Source organism: Streptomyces sp. NPDC042336 (genome assembly GCF_055581985.1).
Genome location: NZ_JBVJEA010000011.1, coordinates 221,326 through 245,632, shown reverse-complemented (window position 1 = coordinate 245,632; position 24,307 = coordinate 221,326). Strand labels below are relative to the sequence as shown.

At 70.8% G+C, this 24,307-nt stretch carries 28 protein-coding genes and 4 tRNA genes; 7 read left to right on the top strand and 25 right to left on the bottom strand.

What is annotated here, in order from left to right:
• Positions 1-343: 343 nt before the first annotated feature.
• The 9 genes from rplL to ACZ6IM_RS24455 all read right to left on the bottom strand — a co-directional run bounded on the left by rplL (position 344) and on the right by ACZ6IM_RS24455 (position 6,561).
• Positions 344-733, bottom strand: a complete 390-nt coding sequence (gene rplL / locus ACZ6IM_RS24495) for a 50S ribosomal protein L7/L12 (protein WP_052839548.1) — start codon at positions 731-733, stop codon at positions 344-346.
• 117 nt (positions 734-850) lie between these two features.
• Positions 851-1,381, bottom strand: a complete 531-nt coding sequence (gene rplJ / locus ACZ6IM_RS24490; RefSeq protein ID WP_052839547.1) for a 50S ribosomal protein L10 — start codon at positions 1,379-1,381, stop codon at positions 851-853.
• Positions 1,382-1,695: 314 nt separating this feature from the next.
• Positions 1,696-2,544 carry an SCO4651 family lipoprotein gene (locus tag ACZ6IM_RS24485; protein WP_052839601.1) on the bottom strand — a complete coding sequence of 283 codons (849 nt, stop codon included), beginning with the start codon at positions 2,542-2,544 and terminating at the stop codon, positions 1,696-1,698.
• A 162-nt stretch (positions 2,545-2,706) separates the two neighbouring features.
• On the bottom strand, positions 2,707-3,564 hold the full coding sequence (locus tag ACZ6IM_RS24480; RefSeq protein ID WP_052839546.1) for an SCO4651 family lipoprotein: 858 nt from the start codon (positions 3,562-3,564) through the stop codon (positions 2,707-2,709).
• Between the two features lie 158 nt (positions 3,565-3,722).
• Complete coding sequence (gene rplA, locus ACZ6IM_RS24475; protein WP_052839545.1) at positions 3,723-4,448, bottom strand: 50S ribosomal protein L1; 726 nt, start codon at positions 4,446-4,448, stop codon at positions 3,723-3,725.
• Positions 4,449-4,525: 77 nt separating this feature from the next.
• On the bottom strand, positions 4,526-4,960 hold the full coding sequence (gene rplK, locus ACZ6IM_RS24470; protein ID WP_003974315.1) for a 50S ribosomal protein L11: 435 nt from the start codon (positions 4,958-4,960) through the stop codon (positions 4,526-4,528).
• A gap of 173 nt (positions 4,961-5,133) precedes the next feature.
• A complete protein-coding gene (gene nusG / locus ACZ6IM_RS24465; RefSeq protein ID WP_052839544.1) occupies positions 5,134-6,012 on the bottom strand; it encodes a transcription termination/antitermination protein NusG in 879 nt (292 codons plus the stop codon).
• Positions 6,013-6,092: 80 nt separating this feature from the next.
• Positions 6,093-6,380, bottom strand: a complete 288-nt coding sequence (gene secE, locus ACZ6IM_RS24460) for a preprotein translocase subunit SecE (protein WP_052839543.1) — start codon at positions 6,378-6,380, stop codon at positions 6,093-6,095.
• Positions 6,381-6,488: 108 nt separating this feature from the next.
• Positions 6,489-6,561 (bottom strand) — tRNA-Trp (locus ACZ6IM_RS24455).
• Positions 6,562-6,800: 239 nt separating this feature from the next.
• Between ACZ6IM_RS24455 and ACZ6IM_RS24450 the strand changes: the two genes are divergently transcribed.
• Together ACZ6IM_RS24450 and ACZ6IM_RS24445 are read left to right on the top strand one after the other, a co-directional pair.
• Positions 6,801-8,027, top strand: a complete 1,227-nt coding sequence (locus tag ACZ6IM_RS24450; RefSeq protein WP_052839542.1) for a pyridoxal phosphate-dependent aminotransferase — start codon at positions 6,801-6,803, stop codon at positions 8,025-8,027.
• 139 nt (positions 8,028-8,166) lie between these two features.
• On the top strand, positions 8,167-9,198 hold the full coding sequence (locus ACZ6IM_RS24445) for an adenosine deaminase (protein WP_052839541.1): 1,032 nt from the start codon (positions 8,167-8,169) through the stop codon (positions 9,196-9,198).
• A gap of 552 nt (positions 9,199-9,750) precedes the next feature.
• On the opposite strand, the gene ACZ6IM_RS24440 is transcribed toward ACZ6IM_RS24445, so the two are convergent.
• The 5 genes from ACZ6IM_RS24440 to ACZ6IM_RS24420 all read right to left on the bottom strand — a co-directional run bounded on the left by ACZ6IM_RS24440 (position 9,751) and on the right by ACZ6IM_RS24420 (position 14,232).
• Positions 9,751-10,830: a UDP-N-acetylmuramate dehydrogenase gene (locus ACZ6IM_RS24440; RefSeq protein WP_469559038.1), complete on the bottom strand. Its 1,080-nt coding sequence runs from the start codon at positions 10,828-10,830 to the stop codon at positions 9,751-9,753.
• 77 nt (positions 10,831-10,907) lie between these two features.
• Positions 10,908-11,288 carry a DUF3291 domain-containing protein gene (locus ACZ6IM_RS24435; protein ID WP_052839539.1) on the bottom strand — a complete coding sequence of 127 codons (381 nt, stop codon included), beginning with the start codon at positions 11,286-11,288 and terminating at the stop codon, positions 10,908-10,910.
• 70 nt (positions 11,289-11,358) lie between these two features.
• Entirely contained in the window at positions 11,359-12,849 is a 1,491-nt protein-coding gene (locus tag ACZ6IM_RS24430) for a DHA2 family efflux MFS transporter permease subunit (RefSeq protein WP_469559035.1), read from the bottom strand.
• Between the two features lie 121 nt (positions 12,850-12,970).
• The gene (locus ACZ6IM_RS24425; protein ID WP_469559032.1) at positions 12,971-13,543 is read right to left on the bottom strand and encodes a TetR/AcrR family transcriptional regulator; all 573 of its coding nucleotides are present in this window, start codon (positions 13,541-13,543) and stop codon (positions 12,971-12,973) included.
• Positions 13,544-13,629: 86 nt separating this feature from the next.
• A complete protein-coding gene (locus ACZ6IM_RS24420; RefSeq protein ID WP_052839536.1) occupies positions 13,630-14,232 on the bottom strand; it encodes a TetR/AcrR family transcriptional regulator in 603 nt (200 codons plus the stop codon).
• Between the two features lie 106 nt (positions 14,233-14,338).
• Here ACZ6IM_RS24420 and ACZ6IM_RS24415 point away from each other — a divergent pair, with 106 nt between their 5' ends.
• Positions 14,339-15,166, top strand: a complete 828-nt coding sequence (locus ACZ6IM_RS24415) for a class I SAM-dependent methyltransferase (protein ID WP_052839535.1) — start codon at positions 14,339-14,341, stop codon at positions 15,164-15,166.
• Between the two features lie 81 nt (positions 15,167-15,247).
• Here ACZ6IM_RS24415 and ACZ6IM_RS24410 read toward each other — a convergent pair whose 3' ends face one another.
• From ACZ6IM_RS24410 to ACZ6IM_RS24390, 5 genes are all read right to left on the bottom strand, one after another.
• Positions 15,248-15,700 (bottom strand): MaoC family dehydratase, encoded by a 453-nt coding sequence (locus tag ACZ6IM_RS24410; protein WP_052839534.1) that lies wholly within the window; start codon positions 15,698-15,700, stop codon positions 15,248-15,250.
• Between the two features lie 8 nt (positions 15,701-15,708).
• On the bottom strand, positions 15,709-16,161 hold the full coding sequence (locus ACZ6IM_RS24405) for an FAS1-like dehydratase domain-containing protein (RefSeq protein WP_052839533.1): 453 nt from the start codon (positions 16,159-16,161) through the stop codon (positions 15,709-15,711).
• A gap of 141 nt (positions 16,162-16,302) precedes the next feature.
• Positions 16,303-16,467 (bottom strand): 50S ribosomal protein L33, encoded by a 165-nt coding sequence (gene rpmG / locus ACZ6IM_RS24400; RefSeq protein WP_003948671.1) that lies wholly within the window; start codon positions 16,465-16,467, stop codon positions 16,303-16,305.
• A gap of 91 nt (positions 16,468-16,558) precedes the next feature.
• Positions 16,559-16,631, bottom strand: a tRNA-Met gene (locus ACZ6IM_RS24395).
• A 46-nt stretch (positions 16,632-16,677) separates the two neighbouring features.
• Positions 16,678-16,750, bottom strand: a tRNA-Thr gene (locus tag ACZ6IM_RS24390).
• 234 nt (positions 16,751-16,984) lie between these two features.
• Here ACZ6IM_RS24390 and ACZ6IM_RS24385 point away from each other — a divergent pair.
• Both ACZ6IM_RS24385 and ACZ6IM_RS24380 read left to right on the top strand, forming a co-directional pair.
• Positions 16,985-18,343 (top strand): amidohydrolase family protein, encoded by a 1,359-nt coding sequence (locus tag ACZ6IM_RS24385; RefSeq protein WP_469559026.1) that lies wholly within the window; start codon positions 16,985-16,987, stop codon positions 18,341-18,343.
• A gap of 170 nt (positions 18,344-18,513) precedes the next feature.
• Positions 18,514-19,170 (top strand): NAD(P)H-binding protein, encoded by a 657-nt coding sequence (locus ACZ6IM_RS24380; RefSeq protein ID WP_052839600.1) that lies wholly within the window; start codon positions 18,514-18,516, stop codon positions 19,168-19,170.
• 67 nt (positions 19,171-19,237) lie between these two features.
• Here ACZ6IM_RS24380 and ACZ6IM_RS24375 read toward each other — a convergent pair whose 3' ends face one another.
• Positions 19,238-19,456 (bottom strand): hypothetical protein, encoded by a 219-nt coding sequence (locus ACZ6IM_RS24375; protein WP_352147523.1) that lies wholly within the window; start codon positions 19,454-19,456, stop codon positions 19,238-19,240.
• A gap of 125 nt (positions 19,457-19,581) precedes the next feature.
• Positions 19,582-19,663: transfer RNA gene (locus ACZ6IM_RS24370), tRNA-Tyr, on the bottom strand.
• 235 nt (positions 19,664-19,898) lie between these two features.
• Here ACZ6IM_RS24370 and ACZ6IM_RS24365 point away from each other — a divergent pair.
• Positions 19,899-20,387, top strand: coding sequence for a YajQ family cyclic di-GMP-binding protein (locus ACZ6IM_RS24365; RefSeq protein ID WP_052839509.1), 489 nt, complete (start codon positions 19,899-19,901; stop codon positions 20,385-20,387).
• 96 nt (positions 20,388-20,483) lie between these two features.
• Here ACZ6IM_RS24365 and ACZ6IM_RS24360 read toward each other — a convergent pair whose 3' ends face one another.
• Positions 20,484-20,750: a GlsB/YeaQ/YmgE family stress response membrane protein gene (locus ACZ6IM_RS24360; protein WP_052839508.1), complete on the bottom strand. Its 267-nt coding sequence runs from the start codon at positions 20,748-20,750 to the stop codon at positions 20,484-20,486.
• Positions 20,751-20,890: 140 nt separating this feature from the next.
• Between ACZ6IM_RS24360 and ACZ6IM_RS24355 the strand changes: the two genes are divergently transcribed.
• On the top strand, positions 20,891-22,135 hold the full coding sequence (locus ACZ6IM_RS24355) for an APC family permease (RefSeq protein ID WP_469559021.1): 1,245 nt from the start codon (positions 20,891-20,893) through the stop codon (positions 22,133-22,135).
• Between the two features lie 84 nt (positions 22,136-22,219).
• Here the strand turns inward: ACZ6IM_RS24355 and ACZ6IM_RS24350 are convergent, their stop codons facing one another.
• The 3 genes from ACZ6IM_RS24350 to htpX all read right to left on the bottom strand — a co-directional run bounded on the left by ACZ6IM_RS24350 (position 22,220) and on the right by htpX (position 24,188).
• On the bottom strand, positions 22,220-22,813 hold the full coding sequence (locus ACZ6IM_RS24350) for an SMI1/KNR4 family protein (RefSeq protein ID WP_052839506.1): 594 nt from the start codon (positions 22,811-22,813) through the stop codon (positions 22,220-22,222).
• A 98-nt stretch (positions 22,814-22,911) separates the two neighbouring features.
• Positions 22,912-23,328, bottom strand: a complete 417-nt coding sequence (locus ACZ6IM_RS24345; RefSeq protein ID WP_052839505.1) for a YccF domain-containing protein — start codon at positions 23,326-23,328, stop codon at positions 22,912-22,914.
• Complete coding sequence (gene htpX / locus ACZ6IM_RS24340; RefSeq protein ID WP_052839504.1) at positions 23,325-24,188, bottom strand: zinc metalloprotease HtpX; 864 nt, start codon at positions 24,186-24,188, stop codon at positions 23,325-23,327. The genes ACZ6IM_RS24345 and htpX overlap by 4 nt, the downstream gene beginning before the upstream one ends.
• Positions 24,189-24,307 lie beyond the last annotated feature (119 nt).

The window sequence follows — 24,307 nt, the reverse complement described above, 5'->3', positions numbered from 1 at the left end:
GTTCTCACCACCTGTGCGGCAAGGCCTCGCCCTCAACGCACCCAGATACTGCCCTCTTCGCCGTCGATCCATGCCTCGGATTCGGATCCTTGTGACGACGCCCTGAGAATTGCGCGCTGCGTGCGGTTCGTCAAGGCCCCCCTTGCCCAAACCGGTTGTCGCCAGGGGGCTCTCAGGGCCCCGGCGACGGCACGACGAAGATCACCCTACTCTTCACCGTCACACGTGCAAGGCGACCGCCGCCGGACCCCGGATACGCCGAAGAGCGACCACCCGGATGGATGATCGCTCTTCGGTGCTACGGCGTTACAGACCCTGACGGATCCGTGGTGCCGGTGCGGTCTTACTTGACCTCGACGGAGGCGCCGGCGCCCTCGAGGGACTCCTTGGCCTTGTCGGCGGCGTCCTTGGCGACCTTCTCGAGGACGGGCTTCGGGGCGCCGTCCACGAGGTCCTTGGCCTCCTTCAGACCCAGGGAGGTCAGCTCACGCACGACCTTGATGACCTGGATCTTCTTGTCGCCGGCACCGGTGAGGATGACGTCGAACTCGTCCTTCTCCTCGGCGGCCTCGGCGGCGGCGCCACCAGCGGCACCACCGGCGACGACGACCGGCGCGGCAGCGGCGGCGGTGACGTCGAACTTCTCCTCGAAGGCCTTCACGAACTCGGAGAGCTCGATGAGGGTCATCTCCTCGAACTGGGCGAGCAGGTCGTCCTGGCTGAGCTTCGCCATGATGGCGGTCCTTCCACTAATTCGGCAGGTGCCGGATGTACGGGGTGTGGCGGGCGTACGTCGGCCCGCTGCGACCCGTGCCGCGCTCAGGCGGCCCGGATCAGAAAGCGAGCCGAGTTACTCGGCACCGCCCTGCTCGTCCTGCTTGGCACGGAGCGCGTCCACGGTGCGGACGAGCTTCGACGGCAGCGCCTGGAAGACGGAGGCAGCCTGGGACTGCTTCGCCTTGAAGGCACCGGCCAGCTTGGAGAGCAGAACCTCGCGGGACTCGAGGTCCGCAAGCTTCTTGATCTCGTCGGCGGACATCGCCTTGCCGTCAAGGACACCGCCCTTGATGACGAGATTCGGGTTGTCCTTGGCGAAGTCGCGCAGACCCTTCGCCGACTCCACCGGGTCACCGGTGACGAAGGCGACGGCCGTCGGACCAGCGAAGAGCTGGTCGTCGAGCGTGATCCCGGCCTCGTTGGCCGCAATCTTGGTCAGCGTGTTCTTCACCACGGCGTACTGGGCGTTCTCACCGAGCGACCGGCGCAGCGTCTTGAGCTGCGCCACGGTGAGACCGCGGTACTCGGTCAGCACGGCGGCGTTCGAGCTGCGGAACTTGTCCGTCAGCTCGGCAACCGCGGCAGCCTTTTCGGGCGTCGCCATAGAGCCTCGGCCTCCTTCCGGGTGATTCGGACCGCGCGGACCCGAAGGAGGACTGGGGAAAACGAAACGCCCCGGCGCAGGCGCTCGGGGCGTGACTCGACCGGTCGGCATCCGCACGGGGCGGGCACTCCGGGAGTTCATCCACAGTCACCTGCGCGGGTCGTCCGCAGTTCAGCGGATCCTTCGGCCACCGTGTCCTCTTTCGAACACACGGCAACGACCAGCGGTCTTTGGCTTCTGTGGAAGCGTACGGGAACGGGGCAGTGCCAAGCAAATCCGCCCCGACGGCGACCCCACGGGGCGGGCGCCGGGGCTCAGCCCTGCTGGGCGTCCTTCATCATCTCGGCCAGGTCGGCGGTCTCCGCGGCCGGCGGGGCGGTGACCTTCACGGGCTCGTTGAACCCGAGGAAGGTGATGGTCATGTCCATCGGGCCCTTGTCCGCGTCGCCGCGCATGCGGAACTGCTTGGCCTGGTCGTCGCCGTCGACCCACATGTCGATCGTGAGCTTGTCGACGCCCATCTTCTCGTACTGCTCAAGGCTCTTCTGGCGCTTCTCCCGGGTGGCCTCGCCCTCGTCCCCGATGGTCTTCTCCAGGTCGGCGAGGGAGACCGTGCCCTTGTAGTGGGTGGTCTTCACGCCGTCGACGGTCTCGGTGCCGACCTTCTCGACGTCCTTGGCCCCGGTGAGGAAGGTGGACTCGGTCGCCGGGTTCTTGTCGGCCTGGGAGGCGCCGCCCAGCTGGTTCAGCTCCTCGTCGGCGCCCAACGCGGACATGTCGAACTTGATCCAGCTCTTGCCGTCCATCTCCTTGGCCGCCTCGGCGCCGCCGCCGATGTACATCGCGTTGTCGACGAGCCGGATCTCCGCGGTGCCGTCGGCGCCCTGGTCGAGCGCCGTCATCTTCATGCTCATCGCGAGCTTCGGCTTGATCTGCATCTGCGCCTCCGCCTTGACCCGGCCCTCCTCGGGGACCTTGCCGGTCATGCGGTAGCGGAAGGAGTCGATGTCCTCCGTGTTCTTCGCCGCCTTGGCGACGGCGGCCGCGGGCGTCATCTCCGGGGACTCGGAGGCCTTGTCCTCCTTGGAACAGCCCACCGCCCCGGCGGCGAGCAGCAGTGCGGCCAGTCCGGCGCCGACGGGCACACGTACGGAAGTCTTCATCGTCATCCCCCCACGGGATTCAAGGAGCACAGGAGCATGGAGGGGCACAGGAGACGCACCGCCGCTCCACAGCAGTTCTTTGCGGTTCTTTGGAACAAGGACGCGAGCCTAGCCGAATCGGTTCGGAACGATCTCGTGATTTCTCCGCCGGTCCCTCCGGCCCTAGTTCTCCTCGGACGCGAGCAGTTCCTTGAAGTCCGCCGTGTCCGCGGCCGGTGGGCGTTCGGCGGAGACCGTGACGCCGTAGTCGCTGTAGTACGCGGTCTGGGTCAGCTCCCCGGTCTTCGTACGTCCCCGCTCGACCTTCTTGACCAGCAGATCCCGGTCGTCGACCCAGATGTCGACGGTCTGCTCGGTGGCCCCGCCCACCGTGCCGGACCAGTGCGTGGTGCGCCGGCCGCGCGTCGTCTCCTCGCCCACCCGGCGCACGTCCCCGGCCGTCAGCAGCAGCTTCACCGCCTGGTGGGGCGTGGTGTTGCGCATCTGGTCGGCGAATCCGGCGCCCGCGTCGCCGCCCAGGTCCTCCAGGTCCTCGTACACGTACTTGATCCAGTGCCGGCCGTCGAGCCGCTCGGCGAACTCGTCGCCCATCCTGGCGTAGTAGGCGTCGGGCAGGTACCGGGCCTCCATCGCGGTGGTGCCGAGGCTGCGCATGGTCTCGGCGGTCGTGCCGCCCGTGTAGGTGATCGTCAGGGTGCCGGTGAGACCGTCGTCCCAGCCGAGGGCGCCCGCGGCCGCCAGGGACAGCTCGCGGCCCATCACGGTCGTGGACTCCACCCGAGCCGAACCCGCCCGCCCGGTGGCCCGCTCGACGGCCCGCAGGGCGTCCGCCGAAGGTCCCGTGAGGGCCGGGGGCCGGGGGGACGGCGGAGCGGAGGCGGAGGGTGCCGTCGAGCCGGTGGCCCCGGTCGCGCCGCCGGGGTCGTCGGGTCCCCCGGAGCCGGTGCACGCGGTGGAGCACGCCAGCGCGGCCGACACCGCGATCGAGACGACCGTACGGCGTGCCGTCGTGCCCGTCATCCACCCACCCCTTGCGCCCCGTACGGCTCCTGCGCCCCGTGCGCGGTCCGTTGCCCGCACGCTAACCCAGGGCGCCGGAAAAGGGGACGGGCCAAAAGGGACGGGCCCCGCACCTCGAAAGGTGCGGGGCCCGTGAACCCTTGGGGCGAGCCGCCCGCTCAGACCGCGGCCGGGTCCTCCTCGACGAGGAGGTTGCGGGTGCGGTTGGAGTCCAGCGGAATGCCGGGGCCCATCGTGGTGCTGATGGCGGCCTTCTTGATGTAGCGGCCCTTGGCGGCGGACGGCTTCAGACGGAGGATCTCGTCCAGCGCCGCGCCGTAGTTCTCCACCAGCTTGGTGTCGTCGAACGACGTCTTGCCGATGATGAAGTGCAGGTTCGAGTGCTTGTCGACGCGGAACTCGATCTTGCCGCCCTTGATCTCGGTGACGGCCTTGGTCACGTCCGGGGTCACGGTGCCGGTCTTCGGGTTCGGCATCAGACCACGGGGACCGAGCACGCGGCCGAGGCGGCCGACCTTGCCCATGAGGTCCGGGGTGGCGACGACGGCGTCGAAGTCCAGACGCCCCTTCGACACCTCGTCGATCAGCTCGTCGGCGCCGACGATGTCGGCGCCCGCGGCACGCGCGGCCTCGGCACGGTCACCGGTCGCGAAGACCAGGACCCGGGCGGTCTTGCCGGTGCCGTGCGGGAGGTTCACGGTGCCACGGACCATCTGGTCCGCCTTGCGCGGGTCGACACCCAGACGGAAGGCGACCTCGACGGTGCCGTCGAACTTGGAGGTGGAGGTCTCCTTGGCGAGACGGACGGCCTCGAGCGGGGCGTACAGCTTCTCCCGGTCGATCTTGGCGTCCGCAGCGCGGAGAGACTTGCTGCGCTTGCTCACTACTGCTCCTGTGGCTTCTTAGGAGTCGTGGTCCGGGCCGAGCAGGCCCCGCCACTTCTGCTGCTGGAAGGTGGGGTTCAGCCCTCGACCGTGACGCCCATGGAACGGGCGGTACCGGCGATGATCTTCTCCGCCTGGTCCAGGTCGTTGGCGTTGAGGTCGGGCATCTTGGTGGTGGCGATCTCACGGACCTGGTCACGCGTGATCTTCGCGACCTTGGTCTTGTGCGGCTCGCCGGAGCCCTTCTCCACGCCCGCGGCCTTGAGGATCATCTTGGCGGCCGGCGGCGTCTTGGTGATGAAGGTGAAGGAGCGGTCCTCGTAGACCGTGATCTCCACCGGGATGACCCAACCGCGCTGCGACTCGGTCGCGGCGTTGTAGGCCTTGCAGAACTCCATGATGTTGACGCCGTGCTGACCCAGCGCGGGGCCGACCGGCGGAGCCGGGTTCGCGGCACCGGCCTGGATCTGGAGCTTGATGAGCCCCGTGACCTTCTTCTTCTTGGGAGGCATAGCTCTCCGGGTCCTTTCGATTCGGGTCCTGCCCGCGTTCGGGAGCTACCCGGACACAGGCATACCGCACAACGATAACGGGTATGGATGCGCGGCCAAAAACCGAGCAGGTCAGGCAGGGCACGAGGCCCCGCCTGACCTGCTCGGAAGCAGTACGTCCAGAAGGTGTGGTCTCAGTTCTTCTGGATCTGGTCGAAGCTCAGCTCGACCGGGGTCTCGCGGCCGAAGATCTCGACGAGGCCCTTGACCTTCTTCGAGTCGGCGTTGATCTCGTTGATGGTGGCCTGCAGCGTCGCGAACGGGCCGTCGGTGACGGTGACCGAGTCGCCGACCTCGAAGTCCAGGACCTGGACCTCGACCTTGCGCTGCGGAGCCGGCTTGCCCTCGGCCTCGGCGGCCTCGCGGGCGGCCTTCTCCTCGGCCTCCGGGGCGAGCATCTTGACGATCTCGTCCAGGGTCAGCGGGTACGGGTCGTAGGCGTTGCCGACGAAGCCGGTGACGCCGGGGGTGTTGCGGACGACGCCCCAGGACTCGTTGGTGAGGTCCATGCGGACCAGGACGTAACCGGGCAGCTTGTTCTGGCGGATCGTCTTGCGGTCGCCGTTCTTGATCTGGACGACCTCTTCCTGCGGCACCTCGGCCTGGAAGATGTAGTCCTCGACGTTGAGCGAGACGGCGCGCTGCTCGAGGTTGGTCTTCACGCGGTTCTCGTAACCGGCGTAGGTGTGGATGACGTACCACTCGCCGGGGAGGACGCGCAGCTCCTGGCGGAGCTTCTCGACCGGGTCGAGGTCGGGCTCCTCCGCCTCGGGCTCCTCGCCTTCGGCTTCCTCGGCTTCGGCCTCGGTGGTCTCCGCGTCGGTCGCCTCGGCGGTCTCGTCCGCCTCCGCCTCCGCCGCGTCCTCTTCCGTCTCCGCGACGACCGTGTCGTCGGCAGCCTCGGCCTCGACGGAGGCCTCGGTGTCCTCGTTGTCGGCGCCCTCGACGGTGCCGAGCTCGTCCTCGACGGACTCGACCGGCTCGATGGCGTCGTTCACGTTCGGGTCAGACACTGTGGCTGCTTCTTCCTGGATACATAGGGGTGGAACACGCGAAAGGGGCGCCGGGTACCTCGGCGCCCTTCGCTCTCGACTCAGCCGAAGACGTACTTGGCGGCGTGAGAGAAGCCATAGTCAATCAGAGTCACCAGGCCGATCATGATGACCACGAAGATGATCACCACGGTGGTGTACGTCGTCAGCTGGTTGCGGCTCGGCCAGACAACCTTGCGCAGCTCCGCGACGATCTGGCGGTAGAAGAGCGCGAGCCGCTTCAGCGGGCCCTTCTTGCCGCGCTTGCCGCCCTTGCGCGACTTCCTCTTGGAGTCCGGCGCCTCGTCCTGGGCATCAGGCATGTCGATGGAGCCCACGGCGTCCGTCACTCGTCCTCACCTGATTCCGGGTCGTGGCCGTGCCGCGCCCGGTTGGAGCCGCACGGCGGTGCATTGCTGTACGTACATGCGCACACATCCTGGCGATGGTGTGTGTAGCAGGGCCGGAGGGACTTGAACCCCCAACCGCTGGTTTTGGAGACCAGTGCTCTACCAATTGAGCTACGACCCTTTGTTCGTCCCCCAACGTACCGCATCCGCCCGGATGCTTGGTGTGCACCGGGTGATCGCGGACCGCTGAAGGCCAACGAGGTGAGAGTGTACGTGCTCACGGCCCGGGCGTCGAACAGAAAGGATGTCCGGACTGATGTTCAAGGCGTGGACCGGACAGGCGTTCAGGTCCTGGACCGGTCCGGTTCAGTCCGTGAAACCCCTGTGCCCGGGAAGTTTCCGGTCTGGAACGATGGGGTCATGAGCGCTGCAACCCCTCCCACCGAGCGCCGGGTCTCCGCCCGAGTCGGCGCGATCTCCGAGTCCGCGACCCTCGCCGTGGACGCCAAGGCGAAGGCCCTCAAGGCCGCCGGACGTCCCGTGATCGGCTTCGGCGCGGGTGAGCCCGACTTCCCGACGCCGGACTACATCGTCGAGGCCGCCGTCGAGGCGTGCAAGAACCCGAAGTTCCACCGCTACACGCCGGCCGGCGGGCTGCCCGAGCTGAAGGCCGCCATCGCCGCGAAGACGCTGCGCGACTCCGGCTACGAGGTCGACCCGTCGCAGATCCTCGTCACCAACGGAGGCAAGCAGGCCATCTACGAGGCGTTCGCCGCGATCCTCGACCCGGGCGACGAGGTCATCGTCCCGGCGCCCTACTGGACGACGTACCCGGAGTCGATCCGGCTGGCCGGCGGTGTCCCGGTCGAGGTGGTCGCCGACGAGACGACCGGCTACCGGGTGACGGTGGAGCAGCTGGAGGCCGCGCGCACCGAGAAGACCAAGGTCGTCCTCTTCGTGTCGCCGTCGAACCCGACGGGCGCGGTGTACAGCGAGGCCGAGACCGAGGCCATCGGCACGTGGGCCGTCGAGCACGGCCTGTGGGTGCTGACCGACGAGATCTACGAGCACCTCGTCTACGGCGACGCCGTCTCGGTGTCCCTGCCGGCGCTGCTGCCCGAGCTGCGCGACAAGTGCATCGTGGTCAACGGCGTGGCGAAGACGTACGCGATGACCGGCTGGCGGGTCGGGTGGGTCATCGGCCCGAAGGACGTGGTCAAGGCCGCGACCAACCTCCAGTCGCACGCCACGTCCAACGTCGCCAACGTGTCCCAGGCGGCGGCACTGGCCGCGGTCTCCGGGGACCTGGAGGCGGTGGCGAAGATGCGGGAGGCCTTCGACCGGCGCCGCCAGACCATCGTGCGGATGCTCAACGAGATCGACGGCGTGCTCTGCCCGGAGCCCGAGGGCGCGTTCTACGCCTACCCGTCGGTGAAGGCGCTGCTCGGCAAGGAGATCCGCGGCAAGCGTCCGCAGGACTCGGTCGAGCTGGCCGCGCTCATCCTGGAGGAGGCCGAGGTCGCCGTGGTGCCGGGTGAGGCGTTCGGCACGCCGGGGTACCTGCGGCTGTCGTACGCGCTCGGGGACGAGGACCTCGTCGAGGGCGTGAGCCGGATCCAGAAGCTGCTGGCGGAGGCCAGGGACTAGGACCGGTCTCCAGCCGTTCTTCGGCAGGGGCCGCACACCGGAACGTTCCGGTGTGCGGCCCCTGCTTTGTTTGTGCGAGCAAGACCACGTACGGGGAAAGTGCTGTCGGGCCGGGCGTGTCGTACGGCAGGATCACCAGATGGAGCGTGTACGTGATGTCTCTGAACTGCCCAAGGCCCATCTCCACCTGCACTTCACCGGCTCGATGCGGCCCACCACCCTGCTGGAACTGGCCGACAAGCACGGCGTCCGGCTGCCCGAGGCGCTGACCGAGGCGCTGGGCCGCGGGGAGTCGCCGAAGCTGCGGGCGACGGACGAGCGGGGCTGGTTCCGCTTCCAGCGGCTGTACGACGCGGCGCGGTCGTGCCTCCAGGAGCCCGAGGACATCCAGCGGCTGGTCCGGGAGGCCGCGGAGGAGGACTTGCGGGACGGGTCGGGGTGGCTGGAGATCCAGGTCGATCCGACGTCGTACGCGCCGCGGCTGGGCGGGCTGATCCCGGCGCTGGAGATCATCCTGGACGCGGTGGAGACGACCGTGCGGGACACCGGGATCGGGATGCGGGTGCTGGTCGCCGCGAACCGGATGAAGCATCCGCTGGACGCGCGGACGCTGGCGCGGCTGGCGGTGCGGTACGCGGAGCGGGGCGTGGTCGGCTTCGGGCTGTCGAACGACGAACGGCGCGGGATGGCCCGGGACTTCGACCGGGCGTTCGCGATCGCGCGGGACGGGGGGCTGTTGAGCGCGCCGCACGGGGGCGAGCTGACCGGGCCCGCGTCGGTGCGGGACTGCCTGGACGACCTGGAGGCGGACCGGATCGGGCACGGGGTGCGGGCGGCGGAGGACCCCCGGCTGCTGAAGCGGCTCGCGGACCGGCAGGTGACGTGCGAGGTGTGCCCGGCGTCGAACGTCGCGCTGGGCGTGTACGAGAAGCCGGAGGACGTGCCGCTGCGGACGCTGTTCGAGGCGGGGGTGCCGATGGCGCTGGGCGCGGACGATCCGCTGCTGTTCGGGGCCCGGCTGGCCGCCCAGTACGAGATCGCGCGCGAGCACCACGGCTTCACGGACGCGGAACTGGCGGAACTGGCGCGTCAGTCGGTGCGGGGGTCGGCGGCGCCGGAGGAGGTGAAGGGGAAGCTGTTGGCGGGGGTGGACGACTGGCTCGCGGGGTAGGTGGCGGGGGCTCGCGGTGCCTGCGGGTGCCTGCGGGTGCCTGCGGCACCTGTGCGGGTTCGGTGGGGGGTGCCTGCGGCACCTGTGCGGGTTCGGTGGGGGGCGCCTGCGGCGCCTGTGCGGCTCCGGTGGGGGGTGCCTGCGGCGCCTGTGCGGCTCCGGTGGGGCGTGCCTGCGGCGCCTGTGCGGGTGCGGGTTCGGGTTGGGGGTGCCTGCGGCGCCTGTGCCGGTTCGGTGGGGGGTGCCTGCGGCGCCTGTGCGGGGTGGTGGGGGTTCGCGGTGCGCGGTGCGTTGTGGGTGGGTCGGGGCCGCGCCGGGGGGTGTCCGTCCTCGGAACGGCGCGGAATCGGTCGGCCACGGGGGCTCGCGGCGTTGACGCGCCAACCGCTGCGGGCGGACACCCCCCGACACGACCCCTTCTCGCCGTACGCGACTGCGGCCCGCCGACGCCCGCCCCGCCCCGGCCCGCCGTCGGCGGCTTCCTCGCCGTAGCTGCGGGCAGTCGTGCTGGGCTGTGGGAGCCGCGCCTACGGCGCGTTGAGGTGGGTCGGGTCAGAGGGTGACGCCGACCGTCACCGGTTCGTTGACCAGTGTGACGCCGAAGGCCTCGTGGACTCCGGTGACGACCTCGCGGGCCAGCGCGAGCAGGTCCTCGGTGGTCGCCTCGCCGCGGTTGGTGAGGGCGAGGGTGTGCTTGGTGGAGATGCGAGCGGGGCCGGAGCCGTACCCCTTGGTGAAGCCCGCCTTGTCGATCAGCCAGGCCGCGGAGGTCTTGACGCGGCCTTCCCCGGCCGGGAAGGCGGGCGGCTCCACTGCGTCACCCAGGCGTTCGGCGACGCGCGAGCGGAACGCGGCGAACTGCTCGTCCGTGAGGATCGGGTTGGTGAAGAACGAACCCGCCGACCAGGTGTCGTGGTCCTCGGGGTCCAGCACCATGCCCTTCCCGGCGCGCAGCTTCAGCACCGTCTCCCGGGCGGCCGTCAGCGGCACCCGGTCCCCCGCCTCGACGCCGAGGGCGCGGGCCGTCTCGGCGTAGCGCAGCGGCGCGGAGAGACCGCCGGCGTCCTCCAGCTCGAAGCGGACCCGCAGGACGACGTACCGCTCGGGCTCGGCCTTGAAGCGGCTGTGGCGGTAGGAGAAGGCGCAGTCGGTGTTGGAGAGGGCGACCGTCGCACGGCTCCTGCGGTCGTACGCGGTCACCTCGGTGATCGTCGCGGACACCTCCTGGCCGTACGCGCCGACGTTCTGGATCGGGGTCGCGCCCGCCGAGCCGGGGATGCCGGCCAGGCACTCGACGCCCGCCAGGCCCGCCTCGACGGTCCGGGTGACGGCGTCGCTCCAGATCTCGCCGGCCGCCAGCTCCAGCGTCGTGCCGTCGAGGCTCAGGCCGCGGGTGGCGATGTGCAGGGCGGTGCCGTCGAAGCCCTTGTCGCCGATGACCAGGTTGGATCCGCCGCCGATGAGCAGCAGCGGGGTCCCGGTGTCGTCGGCCTCGCGGACGGCGGCGATCACCTCTTCGTCGGTGGTGGCCGTGACCAGCCGGGTCGCGGGCCCGCCCAGGCGGAAGGTGGTCAGCGGGGCGAGGGGGGCGTCGTGGAGTTCCTGCACGCGCTCAAGACTACGAGACGCCACCGACGGCCCCGGGCAGCGGGAAACACGGGAACGCCCCGACCGGTCGGCCGGGGCGTCGCCGGGTGCGCGGGTACGCCTCACGTCAGGCGCCTGCGCACCTCCGTCCAGCTCACCGGGAGCTCGTCGCTCGACGCCGGCCACGAGACGAACTTCGCGTCCCGCATCTGCGCCGACAGCCCGCGGGAGGCCGGCACGTGGGTGCCGGAGTGGGCGAAGGCCTTGAGTGCCTCGGGCGACTCCCAGGCGGAGAGCGTCCAGAAGGTCCGCTTGAAGGGCTCCGCCTTCAGGGAGGCGCCGTACGCTCCGGGCGCGCTCCCGACCTGCCGCCACACGCCCGGCGTGCGCGCCAGGAACTTCAGCGCTCCCCACAGGGTCCTGGTCTCGAAGCGGGACGCGAAGACGTGCACCTCGGTGGCCCGGGGAGGCCGGTTCGGCACGGTCCAGGGAAGGGTGGGCATGTCGTACTCCTCGCGTGTCCTGTGCGTTGTGTGGGGTGCGGTGTGTGTTCTGGGGTTCGTGTCGTGCGGTTCAGTGCGGGGTCGTCGGTGCGGTCGTGGCCAGGCTCGGTCCGGGTGCCGGGGCGGGCTCCGTCGCCGGTGCGGCCGAGGGGCGCCGGCCCCCGTCGCCGGTCCGGCGGCGTGCCGGGATCATCAGGGCCGCGACACCGCCGAGGGCCACCACAGCGGCGCCCACGGCGATCGCGGGCCGCAGTCCGTCCACGAAGGTCTGCGCGGACGCGTAGCCGCCCTGCGCCGCGAAGATCGACGACATGACCGCGATGCCGAGCGCGCCGCCCACCTCGCGCAGCGCGTTGTTGGCGCCGGAGGCGACGCCCTGCTCCTTCACGGCGACGCTGGACATCACCAGCGCGGAGGCGGGCGCGAAGTAGAGGGCCATACCGATCCCGCTGACGATCAGGCCGGGCAACTGGACCGCGTACGAGGCGTCGGCCGTGATCACGGAGGCGAGGTAGCCGAGGCCGGCTGCCTGGAGGAAGAGTCCGGCCGCGACGACCGGGCGGCCTCCGATCCGGTCGGAGAGGATGCCGGCGATCGGCGCCACCAGCATGGGCATGCCGGTCCAGGGCAGCATGCGCAGGCCCGCCTCGGTGGGCGAGTAGCCGAGCACGCCCTGCATGTACTGGCTGAGCAGGAAGATCGAGCCGAACATCCCCAGGAACATCAGCAGGCTCGCCGCGTTGACGCCGGAGAAGGCACGGGAGCGGAACAGCCGCATGGGGAGCATGGGGTTCTTGGCGCGGGTGCTGTAGAGGACGAAGCCGGCGAGCAGCGCGGCCCCGGCGAACAGGGAAGTCAGCACCACGGCGCCGGTCCAGCCGTCGACGGGGCCGCGGACCAGGCCGTAGACGACGCCGAAGAGTCCGCCGCTGGCGAGCAGGGTGCCGGGTATGTCGAGCGGGGCGCCGGTGCCGCGCGACTCGGCGAGACGGAGGCGGGCGAGGGGCAGCAGGGCCAGGCCCAGCGGAACGTTCAGCCAGAAGATCCACTGCCAGGAGATGTGCTCGGTGAGACTGCCGCCGACCAGCGGCCCGGAGGCCACGGCGAGCCCGTTGACGGCACCCCAGATGCCGTACGCCATCCCGCGGCGTTCGGCGGGTACCGCGGCCGTGAGCAGGGTCAGCGTCAGCGGCATCATGATCGCCGCGCCGACTCCCTGCACCGCGCGGGCGGCGATGAGCGAGTCGATGCCGGGCGCCATGGCCGCGGCGGCGGAGGCCCCGGTGAAGACGGTGAGGCCGACGAGGAAGAGCCTGCGGCGGCCGAAGCGGTCGCCGAGGGCCGCGCCGAACATCAGGAGGACGGCGAAGGTGAGCGTGTAGGCGCTCACCGTCCATTCCAGGTCGTGCAGCGCGCCGCCCAGGTCCTCGCGGATGGAGGGCAGGGCGGTGGTGACGACGAGGTTGTCCAGGGCCGCCATGAAACCGGCGACGCTGGTGATGACGAGGGCCCAGGCCGCGCCCCCGCCCCGTGCGTTCTGACGTGCTCCGTGCTGTGACATCTCTCCCCCAGAGGGTGTGCACTCGTCGTGAACTGGTTAGTAATTGATGACTAACTTTCAGGCCCATGCGGATACCGGAAGCGATCGCTTCCGCACGCCTTCGTGCCTTGGTGCCCGCGCCCTACGCGTCGTCCCGGGCCGGTTTGGCCTGCCCGGATTCGTAGATACCGCCGTAGACCCGGTGTCCCGGCGGGAACCCCATGCCGACCAGGGTGTTGATCAGCATGCCGTACGCCAGGAAGGTCGTCGTCTCGCTGATGTCGGCCCCCAACGGCAGGTGCACGGTGTCCCAGATCTCGAGCCAGCCCTTGCGGACCATCTCGCCGAACTCGTGGTCCCCGGCCGCCTCGGCGGCGGCGACGGTGACGTACACCTGCAACTGCATTTGGAGCTTCTCGGGGTGGTCGGCGATCAGCCGCGTGTAGGCGTCGGCCATGGCGTGCAGGGCCTCTTCCCCGTGCAGCCCCTCGGACGCCTTCTCGAAGACCTCCCGCGTGTCCCGCAGACAGCGCTCCGCCACCGCGAGGAAGATCGCCTTCTTGCCCGGGAAGAGGCGGAAGAGGTACGGCTGGGAGACTCCCACCCGCTTGGCGATGTCCTCCGTGGAGGTGCCGTGGTAGCCACCCCTGGCGAACTCGCTCGTCGCCGCGCGGATGACGCTCTCGCGCCGCTCCGCCGCACTCATCCTGACCATGGAAGGTAAGTTAGTACTCAATCACTAACTTGGTCAAGGGCGGCTCCCCTGCTGGTCACGCCGGAAGCCTGGAGAGACGTGCGGGGTCAGTGCGGCCGCCGCCGCACGACGTCGGCGAGCACCGTGTTCACCAGCTGGCCGACGGTCGCCGTGGACGGCGGGCCGGGGTCGCGGTCCGCGAACAGGAGATGCCCTCCGCCGACCAGGGAGAGGGTGAGCGAGTCGATGTCGGCGTCGGCCGAGATCCGGCCCCTGGCGCGCTCGTCGGTCAGGTAGGCGGAGACCGCCGACGCGACCTGGGCGAGGATCGCGATGCCGCCGCCGGGCACGGCTTGCCGCAGCCGCGCCCGCAACTCGTCCCGGAAGGTGACGAGCGGGATGATCGCCACCGGAACCGGCCCGAACAGGCTGGTCAGCGCGTTGGTGAGGTTGTCGGCCACGGTGCCGGTGCCCACGGTTTCGCGCAAGGCCAGGGCCTGCGTCTCGAGCTGCGCGGCCCGGTCGAGCACCAGCTCGGCGAGGAAGGCGTCGAAGTCGGCGAAGTGCCGGTGCAGGACGCCTTTGGCGCAGCCCGCCTCGTCGGTCACGGCCCGGCTGGTCAGCCCGTCCGGGCCGTCCCGCAGAAGCACGCGTTCCGCGGCGTCGAACAGCTGTCGGCGCGCGTCGCGAAGGTGCACTCCGGTCGGCACTGGCGGATCCTCCGTTCCTCCCGCACGCCCGGCACTCCTGGCGTCCGTCGACTCGTGGGCGTCTGCCCTCTGTTGCGTGTGGGCGCTTGCCCACTAAGGTGAACGCATGCCCACTCTATCGCCGCGGGAGCAACCGGAACCCACACCACCGCACCGGGCCCGACAGACGGCGGAGTCCTTCGGCGCGGACGCGCAACGCTACGACCGGGCCCGGCCGAGCTACCCCGGTGACCTGGTGACGCGTGTCGTCGCGGGGAGCCCGGGGCCCGACGTACTCGACGTCGGTTGCGGCACGGGCATCGCGGCCCGGCAGTTCCGGGCCGCCGGCTGCACCGTGCTCGGCGTCGAGCCGGACGCGCGGATGGCCGACTTCACGCGGGCCTGCGGGCTGCCGGTCGAGGTGGCGACCTTCGAGGCCTGGGAACCGGCCGGCCGGGCCTTCGACACGGTGATCGCCGCCCAGTCGTGGCACTGGGTGGACCCGGCCGTCGGCGCCCTGAAGGCAGCCCGGGTCCTGCGTCCGAACGGGCGCCTGGCGGTCTTCGGGCACGTCTTCGAGCCGCCGCCCGAGGTGGCCGAGCCGTTCGCGGCCGCCCACCGTCGGGTGGCGCCCGAATCGCCGTTCAGCGGTCAGCCGGCGCGGCGTCCGCTGGAGACGTACCAGGCGGGGTACGCCAAGATCGCCGACCGGATCCGAGAGACCGGCCGGTTCGACGACCCGGAGCAATGGCGATTCGACTGGCAGCGGTCCTACACGCGCGACCAGTGGCTGGAACTGCTCCCCACCACCGGCGGTCTCACCCGGCTTCTCCGCGGTCAACTCGCCGAGATACTGGGCGCGGTCGGCCGCGCCATCGACGCTCTGGGTGGCCGCTTCACGATGCACTACACGACACTGGCGACCACCGCGGTGCGCGCCGGCACCAGCCACTGATCCCCTCCGCCCCGGCCGGTCGGGCGGCCGGCCCGGCCCGGTCAGGGGCGGGGTAAGCAGAGGGGAGCGCGGGGGAAGCGGTCAGCCCAGTCGTACGACCGCCCGGGACATGCCGAGGACCTTCTGGCCGCCGCTGGTGGCCGTGAGGTCGACGCGGACGGTGTTGTCGTCGAGCTTGGCCGCGACCTTGCCGCTGACCTCGATCACGGCGCCCTCGTCGTCGTTCGGGACGACTACGGGCCGGGTGAAGCGGACTCCGTACTCGACGACCGAGCCCGGGTCGCCGGTCCAGTCGGTCACCACGCGGATCGCCTCGGCCATGGTGAACATGCCGTGCGCGATGACGTCCGGCAGGCCCACCTCCTTGGCGAACCTCTCGTTCCAGTGGATCGGGTTGAAGTCACCGGAGGCACCCGCGTAGCGCACGAGCGTGGCGCGGTCCACGGGGAAACTCTGCGCGGGCAGCTCGGTGCCGACCTCGACGTCGCTGTACGTCACCTTCGCCGTCGCGGGCTGCGTCTGGGGCTGCGTCATGGGAATGCTCACGCCTCCTCGGCCGCGCGGGCCACGAGCTTGGTCCAGGCGGTCACGACGTGCTCGCCGGCCTCGTCGCGGACCTCGCCTCGGATGTCCAGGATGTCGTTGCCGGCGAGTGACTTGATCGCCTCGATGGTCGAGGTGACGGTGAGCCGGTCACCGGCCCGCACCGGGCGGGCGTAGGCGAACTTCTGGTCGCCGTGCACGACCCGGCTGTAGTCCAGCCCGAGCTGCGGGTCCTCGACGACCTGACCGGCCGCCTTGAACGTGATCGAGAACACGAAGGTCGGCGGAGCGATCACGTCCGGATGACCGAGCGCCTTCGCGGCCTCCGCGTCGGTGTACGCCGGGTTGGCGTCCCCCACCGCTTCCGCGAACTCGCGGATCTTCTCCCGGCCCACCTCGTAGGGCGCGGTGGGCGGATAGGTCCGCCCCACGAACGACTGGTCGAGCGCCATGGGCTGGCAACCTCCTGCTGCTCTTCGTATCCGTGCCGACGGGGTATCCGTGTCGACGGGGTATCCGTGTCGACGAGCGACGGTGACAACGACACGAGGCCGCCCCCAAACCTCGGGGACGGCCTCGTGTACGAGCCTGTTCTATCGCGTCTCGCGGTGCGCGGTGTGCGCGTTGCAACGCGGGCAGTGCTTCTTCATCTCCAGTCGGTCCGGGTTGTTACGCCGGTTCTTCTTGGTGATGTAGTTCCGCTCCTTGCACTCCACGCAGGCCAGCGTGATCTTCGGGCGGACGTCGGTGGCAGCCACGTGAGTGCACTCCTTGACGAACGGATTGATGGTATTAACGCAAGAAAGAGTAGCCGATTGAAGGACCGACCCCGCAATCGGCTACTGAGAGTAGCGGTGACCGGACTTGAACCGGTGACACAGCGATTATGAGCCGCTTGCTCTACCGACTGAGCTACACCGCTGTGATGCGATCGGGCCCCGCCTCGCGACGGGAACCTCTCACACCAGAGCCCCAAAACGGAATCGAACCGTTGACCTTCTCCTTACCATGGAGACGCTCTGCCGACTGAGCTATTGGGGCGAGCGATGAAGACATTACACGGTCGCCCGCCGTTCGCCCAAATCCGTTTCGCCGCCCCTGCCCCGTCCCGTCCCGACCGCCGCGGAACGGGACGGGACCGGCCCGGACGACGCGGACCGCACCGGTACGACTATTGCGCTCCTCCGCGCCACGGACTGATCACCGTCCTAGGCTCGACTCACTCTGCGTGATCTTGCGTCCCCCACTGCGCAGCCCCGAGCCCAGAGGAGCGCGATGCCCGACAGCCAGCCGCAGCCGCCCCACTCGCCCTCCCCCTCGGACCCCGCCGACCGCGGCTCGCTGCTGCTCTCCGGGGCGCGGCTCACCGACGGCCGGACCGTGGACGTACGGCTCCACGGCGGCCGCATCGAGGCGGTCGGCACGGCCGGCAGCCTGACCCCGCGCCGCACCCTCGGCAGCCTGCCCCCGGGACGCGCGCCGGGCACCGGCACCCGCCCGCGCCCAGGCGGCCACCTCGACCTGGGTGGCTACCTGCTGCTCCCGGCCCCGGCCGACCCCCATGTCCACGCCGACACGGCGCTCACGGCCGACTCCCCCGGCCCCGTCTCCTACGAGCCCGAGGACGTCCAGCGCCGGGCGACCGAGGCCGCCCTGCTCCAGCTGGGGCAGGGCGCCACCGCGCTGCGGGCGCATGTGCGGGTGGGCGACGTCGCGGGCCTCGGCGCGCTGACCGCCGTACTGCGGACCCGGCGCTTCTTGCGCGGGCTCGCCGAACTGACCGCTGTGGCGATGCCGAGGGTGCTGACCGGGGTGGCCGGCGCCGACGGGCTGGCGATGCTGCGGGACGCGGTCAAGATGGGCGCGGACGTGGTGGGCGGATGTCCGGACCTGGACCCCGATCCGACGGGGTACGTGGAGGCGGTCCTGGAGGTCGCCGCCGAGCACGGCTGCCCGGTCGACCTGCACACGGACGCCGCCGATCCGGCGCGGCTGGCCCGGCTGGCGGCGATGGTGGGCGGGCTGCGCCCCTCAGTCGCCATCGGCCCCTGCGACGGCCTGGGCCGGCTGCCCGCCGACGCGGTCTCCCGGGCCGCGGACCAACTCGCGGCGGCGGGAGTGACGGTGGTCTGCCTGCCGCAGGGCGCCTGCGGGACGGCGGACCGCCCCGGCGGCACTGCTCCGGTACGGCTGCTGCGGGCGGCCGGGGTACGGGTCGCCGCCGGGAGTGGCGCCCTGCGGGACGTGTCCAACCCGGTCGGGCGCGGCGATCCCCTGGAGGCGGCCTACCTGCTGGCCTCACGCCACGGGCTGCGCCCCGAGGAGGCGTACGACGCGGTGAGCGCGGCGGCACGGTCGGCCCTCGGTCTGCCCGAGGTGCGGGTGGAGGCGGGCTTCCCGGCCGAACTCGTCGCCGTGCGCGGGGACCGGCTGGCGGGCGCGCTGTCGCTGGCGTACAGCCGGATCGTGGTGCACCGGGGGCGCGTGGTGGCGCGGACCAGCGCGGTACGGGAGTACGGCGACTCGACCGCCGCGTCGGAGCCGGGGCTGCCCCGGCAGGGCGGTGGCGGGCGAGGACGCCGTGACGGGCGCGGCGGGTCCGGCGGTCTTGACGGGCGTGGGGACATGGCCTGAGCGGGAGCGGGCGGGCGGCGGGTGGGCCGTGCGCGGAGTCGGGCGCGGGGCCGTGCGCGGGCCGTGCGCGGAGTCGGGCGCGGGGCCGTGCGCGGGCCGTGCGCGGGGCCGTGCGCGGGGTGGTCGAAGTCGTGCGGCGCGGGCGGCCGTCGGGGCGTACGGTCGAAGACATGCGCATTGTCATCGCTGGTGGTCATGGTCAGATCGCGCTGCGGCTGGAGCGGTTGCTCGCCGCGCGCGGTGACGAGGTGGCGGGCATCGTCCGCAAGGCGGAGCAGGCCGACGATCTGCGCGCCGCGGGGGCCGAACCGGTCGTGCTGGACCTGGAGTCGGCCTCGGTCGAGGAGGTGGCGGAGCGGCTGCGGGGCGCGGACGCGGCGGTCTTCGCGGCGGGGGCGGGGCCCGGCAGCGGGGCGGCCCGCAAGGACACGGTGGACAAGGCGGCGGCCGTCCTCTTCGCGGACGCGGCGGTCCGGGCGGGCGTACGGCGCTTCCTGATCGTGTCGTCCATGGGCGCCGACCCGGGGCACCAGGGCGACGAGATCTTCGACGTCTACCTGCGTGCCAAGGGCGAGGCGGACGCGTACGTCAGCTCACTGGACGACCTGGACTGGACGATCCTGCGCCCCGGTGCCCTGACGGACGACGCGGGCACGGGTCTGGTGCGTCTGGAGGCGCACACCGGCCGCGGCCCCGTCCCGCGCGACGACGTCGCGGCCGTCCTGGCAGAACTGGTCGACAGCCCGGCCACGAGAGGTCTGACCCTGGAGCTGATCAGCGGTTCGGCGCCGGTGTCGGTGGCGGTGAAGTCGGTGGCCGGGAACTGAGGGCGGCGGGGCGGCCCGGCGTGCGAGGGCTCACGGCGCGTGGCGGCCCGGGACCGCGGGCGAAGGATCAGAAGAGGGGCAGCTGTCCGGGGAATTCAGGGACCACGTATCCGTCCAAGGACGGCTGCACCGCACCGAGTTGCGCCGACCGACGCGAACCCGGACAGGACACGAGCTCACCGCTCTCCCGTGCACCGGGCGGGTCGTGGCGCGCGTACCGCCCCGCGACGACGGCGATCTCGCGACGGCACTCGGGGCAGGTTCTGCGGCGGGAGGACGAGGCCATGACACCAGTCTGCCCGCCCCTCGCGAACGGTGCGCCGCCCCACGCTCCCTCGTACGGACCGACCCATGACGAAGGGCCCCGTGACCTGCTGTTCGGGCAGGTCACGGGGCCCTTTCGTTCCCGTGTGGCGGCGCCAGGATTCGAACCTGGGAAGGCTGAGCCGGCAGATTTACAGTCTGCTCCCTTTGGCCGCTCGGGCACACCGCCGGGGTTCGCTGCCCGGCGAACCGCTTGTGGGCGGTGCTCCGTGGCAACGACGTAAACAATACCTGATGTGGAGGGGTGCTTCGCCACCCGATTGATCGCCGCCCGGACCGCGGCGGGTGGCTAGGCTTGTCCGGATGCGGCCGAGGACCCTGCCGGGCCCGGCGGCCGCCGACGTATGCCGGTACGGACCCGATACGCGGCCCGACACGCACCCAGATACAAGGAGCCACAGGACATGGCCGACTCCAGTTTCGACATCGTCTCGAAGGTCGAGCGGCAGGAGGTCGACAACGCCCTCAACCAGGCCGCCAAGGAGATCTCGCAGCGCTACGACTTCAAGGGCGTGGGCGCCTCGATCTCGTGGTCCGGGGAGAAGATCCTCATGGAGGCCAACTCCGAGGACCGGGTGAACGCAGTCCTCGACGTCTTCCAGTCCAAGCTGGTCAAGCGCGGCATCTCGCTCAAGGCTCTGGACGCGGGCGAGCCGCAGCTCTCCGGCAAGGAGTACAAGATCTTCGCTTCGATCGAGGAGGGCATCTCCCAGGAGAACGCGAAGAAGGTGGCCAAGCTCATCCGCGACGAGGGCCCCAAGGGCGTGAAGGCCCAGGTGCAGGGCGAGGAGCTGCGGGTCTCCTCGAAGAGCCGGGACGACCTGCAGACCGTGATCGCCCTGCTGAAGGGCCAGGACTTCGACTTCGCGCTGCAGTTCGTCAACTACCGGTGATCAGCTGCTGAGGCTTCCGCTGACGGAGAAGGGTGGGCATCCCGACGGTGCCCACCCCTTCTCGTCCGGTCCGCTTCTCGTCCGGTCCGGGCGCGTTCAGTCGCGCGAGTTGCCGAACAGGAGCCGGTAGGCGACCAGGAGCACCAGCGAACCGCCGATCGCCGCCGCCCAGGTGGCGCCGTCGTAGAAGTCCTTGCTGACCGGGTGGTCGAGCCAGCGGGCCGATATCCAGCCGCCGATGAAAGCGCCCGCGATGCCGATGAGGGTGGTGCCGATGAGCCCTCCGGGGTCGCGGCCCGGCAGCAGGAACTTGGCGATGGCTCCGGCCAGCAGTCCGAGGATGATCCAGCTGATGACGGTCATGCCGTGACCCTGCCCTTTCTCTCTGTGCCCACACTGCGCCAGTGCTGCGGGCCGTTCCTCCGCGCGGTGTTCATGTCCTCTTGGTGAAGGGGACGTTCCGATCGCGTCGGGTGGTTGCGCCGATCAGTAGGGTGCGGCGCATGACACCTGCGGGTTCGGAGCTGCGTCGCACCCTCGGTCTGGGCGACGCCGTCGTCGTGGGGCTCGGTTCCATGATCGGTGCCGGGGTCTTCGCCGCCCTGGCTCCGGCGGCGCGCGCCGCCGGCTCGGGGCTGCTGCTCGCCCTGGCCGTGGCAGCCGTCGTCGCCTACTGCAACGCCATGTCGTCGGCCCGGCTGGCGGCCCGGTATCCGGCCTCGGGTGGCACCTACGTCTACGGGCGTGAGCGGCTCGGGGAGTTCTGGGGCTATCTCGCGGGCTGGTCGTTCATCGTCGGCAAGACGGCCTCCTGTGCCGCCATGGCGCTCACCGTGGGCGCGTACGTCTGGCCGGAACAGGCGCATGCGGCGGCGGTCGCTGCCGTGGTGGCGCTGACCGCGGTGAACTACGGCGGGATCCGGAAGTCCGCCTGGCTGACCCGGGCGATCGTGGCGGTGGTTCTCGCTGTCCTCGCTTCCGTGGTGGTGGTGTGTCTCGGTTCGGCGCGGGCCGACGCCGGGCGGCTGGACATCGGCTGGTCGGGCGGCGTCGGCGGAGCCCTTCAGGCGGCCGGCCTACTGTTCTTCGCGTTCGCGGGGTACGCGCGCGTCGCGACCCTCGGTGAGGAGGTGCGGGACCCGCGGCGCACCATTCCACGGGCGATTCCGCTGGCGCTGGGGCTCACCCTGGCGGTGTACGGGTGTGTCGCGGTGGCTGTCCTCTCCGTGCTGGGTCCGGCCGGTCTGGGGCAGGCGACGGCGCCCCTGGCCGACGCGGTACGGGCGGCCGGCGTGCCGGAGCTGGCGCCGGTCGTGCGGGTGGGTGCGGCCGTGGCCGCGCTGGGCTCCCTGCTGGCGCTGATCCTGGGCGTTTCCCGGACGACGCTGGCCATGGCCCGGGACCGTCATCTGCCCCGGGCGCTGGCCGCGGTGCATCCGCGTTTCCGGGTGCCGCACCGGGCGGAGCTGGCCGTGGGCGCGGTGGTCGCGGTGCTGGCGGCGACGGTGGACGTGCGAGGGGCGATCGGCTTCTCCTCCTTCGGTGTACTGGCGTACTACGCGGTGGCCAACGCGTCGGCCTGGACGCTCGACCACGCGCGGGTGTCGCGGGTCGTGCCGGCGCTGGGACTGATCGGCTGTGTGGTGCTCGCCTTCTCGCTCCCGGCGGTGTCGGTCGTCGTGGGTGTGGGTGTGCTGGCGGTGGGTGTGGTGGCGTACGGGGTGCGGGGGCAGCAGGTCCCGCGGTAGCCGACGGCTGGGTGCACCGAGGTGGTCGCACGTCGGCACCCCGGGGTATGTCCCGGCGGAAAGAGCCTCGGCGGCCGGTTTCCTTCAGGACGCCGGTGCGGGCGATCTGTCCGTCGTCGCGGGTCCTCTGCCGGTGCGTATGGCGAAATCGCTCCAGGGGGCCGGTTCCGGGCCCTCGTGGGCCTCCTCGTACCAGCCCGTGCCCTCGACCCAGGCGCGCAGCCAGTCGGCGAGGCTCGGGGCGTCGACGTACCAGGCGCGGTCGGGGTCACCGGCATTGGGCTCGAAGAGGAGGACGGTGGCCTGCGGGGAGCGGCAGTCGACGCACGCGTACATCGCGCAGCCCCAGTGGGATATGGGCAGAACTCCCTCGGGCCAGGGCCAGTCGGGGTCCTTCGCGCCGCTGTCGCGGTTGGCGAGGTACTGGGCGACGGCGGCGGGCTCGCCCGAGGGCGGGCTGTCGAGCAGGGGCAACAGACCGTACTCCGGGCCGAATCCGCCATCCCCTATGCGCAGGTACAGCTCGGCGAGCAGTGCGGGGAGAGGGAAGCCCAGGGCTGCCTCGGCGCGGGCCGACGTCGCCCCGTCCACGGGCTCGGGCAGGGAGGCCCAACCCCACGGGTGGGTGACCCGCGCCTTGGCGGCCACCCGTGCCAGCAACTGCTCGTTCTCGGTCATGGGTTCATGATGCAGGCCGCCGCTGACATCCGTGCGGGCCTGTGGACAACCTGGAGGCTGTGGACAACGAGGGCCACGCGACGGCTCGCGGAGACTCTTTACCAGCCGGTCCGCTGTGACGTTCCCGCGGCGGTGAACGGCTGGTCCGTGCGTACGATCTCGCGCCCCAGCGGGAGCAGCGAGACGGGGATCAGCTTGAAGTTGGCGATGCCGAGCGGGATGCCGATGATCGTCACGCACAGCGCGATACCGGTGACGATGTGGCCGAGGGCCAGCCACCAGCCGGCCAGGACGAGCCACAGCACGTTCCCGATGCAGGAGGGTGCTCCGGCGTCGCGGCGCTCGACCGCCGTGTACCCGAAGGGCCACAGGGCGTAGACGCCGATGCGGAAGGCGGCGATGCCGAAGGGGATTCCGATGATCGTGACGCAGAGCAGCGCGCCCGCGAGCAGGTAGCCGAGGAACAGCCAGAAGCCGCTGAGCACGAGCCAAATGACGTTGAGGATGGTCTTCACTGCTGACGACCTGCCATCTTTTCGAGCCGGGCGATTCGCTCCGCCATCGGCGGGTGGGTGGAGAACATCTTCGAGAGTCCCTGCCCCGGCCGGAAGGGGTTGGCGATCATCATGTGGCTGGCGGTCTCGAGCCGGGGCTCCGGGGGGAGCGGGAGTTGCTTGGTGCCGAGTTCCAGTTTGCGCAGGGCGCCGGCCAGGGCGAGCGGGTCGCCGGTCAGCTGGGCGCCGGAGGCGTCGGCCTCGTACTCCCGGGAACGGCTGATCGCCAGTTGGATGACGGTGGCGGCGAGCGGTCCGAGCAGCATGATGAGGAGCATGCCCAGCAGCCCGGGTCCGTCGTCGTCGTTGGACCGTCCCACGGGGATCAGCCAGGCGAAGTTGACCAGGAACATGATCACCGAGGCGAGGGCGCCGGCGACGGAGGAGATGAGGATGTCGCGGTTGTAGACGTGGCTGAGTTCGTGCCCGATGACGCCGCGCAGTTCGCGTTCGTCGAGCAGGCGCATGATGCCCTCGGTGCAGCACACGGCCGCGTTGCGCGGGTTGCGGCCGGTCGCGAAGGCGTTGGGTGCCTCCGTCGGCGAGATGTACAGGCGGGGCATCGGCTGGCGGGCCTGGGTGGAGAGCTCGCGGACCATGCGGTACAGCGCCGGGGCCTCGAACTCGCTGACCGGGCGGGCGCGCATGGCCCGGAGTGCGAGCCTGTCGCTGTTCCAGTACGCGTACGCGTTGGTGCCCAGGGCGACGAGGACGGCGACGACGAGCCCCGCTCGGCCGAAGAAGCTGCCGATGACGATGATGAGCGCGGACAGTCCCCCGAGGAGTACTGCGGTCCTGAGCCCGTTGTGCCGGCGGTGCACGGTACGCCCTCCAAGTCGTGCAGCAGGGGAACCCTTTGCTTGCTGGTCTCGCTCGCTGTGGTTGCTTCCTGGTCTCCAGTGCCACCGGTGCCGTGGGTGACACGTCCAGTGGACCCTTC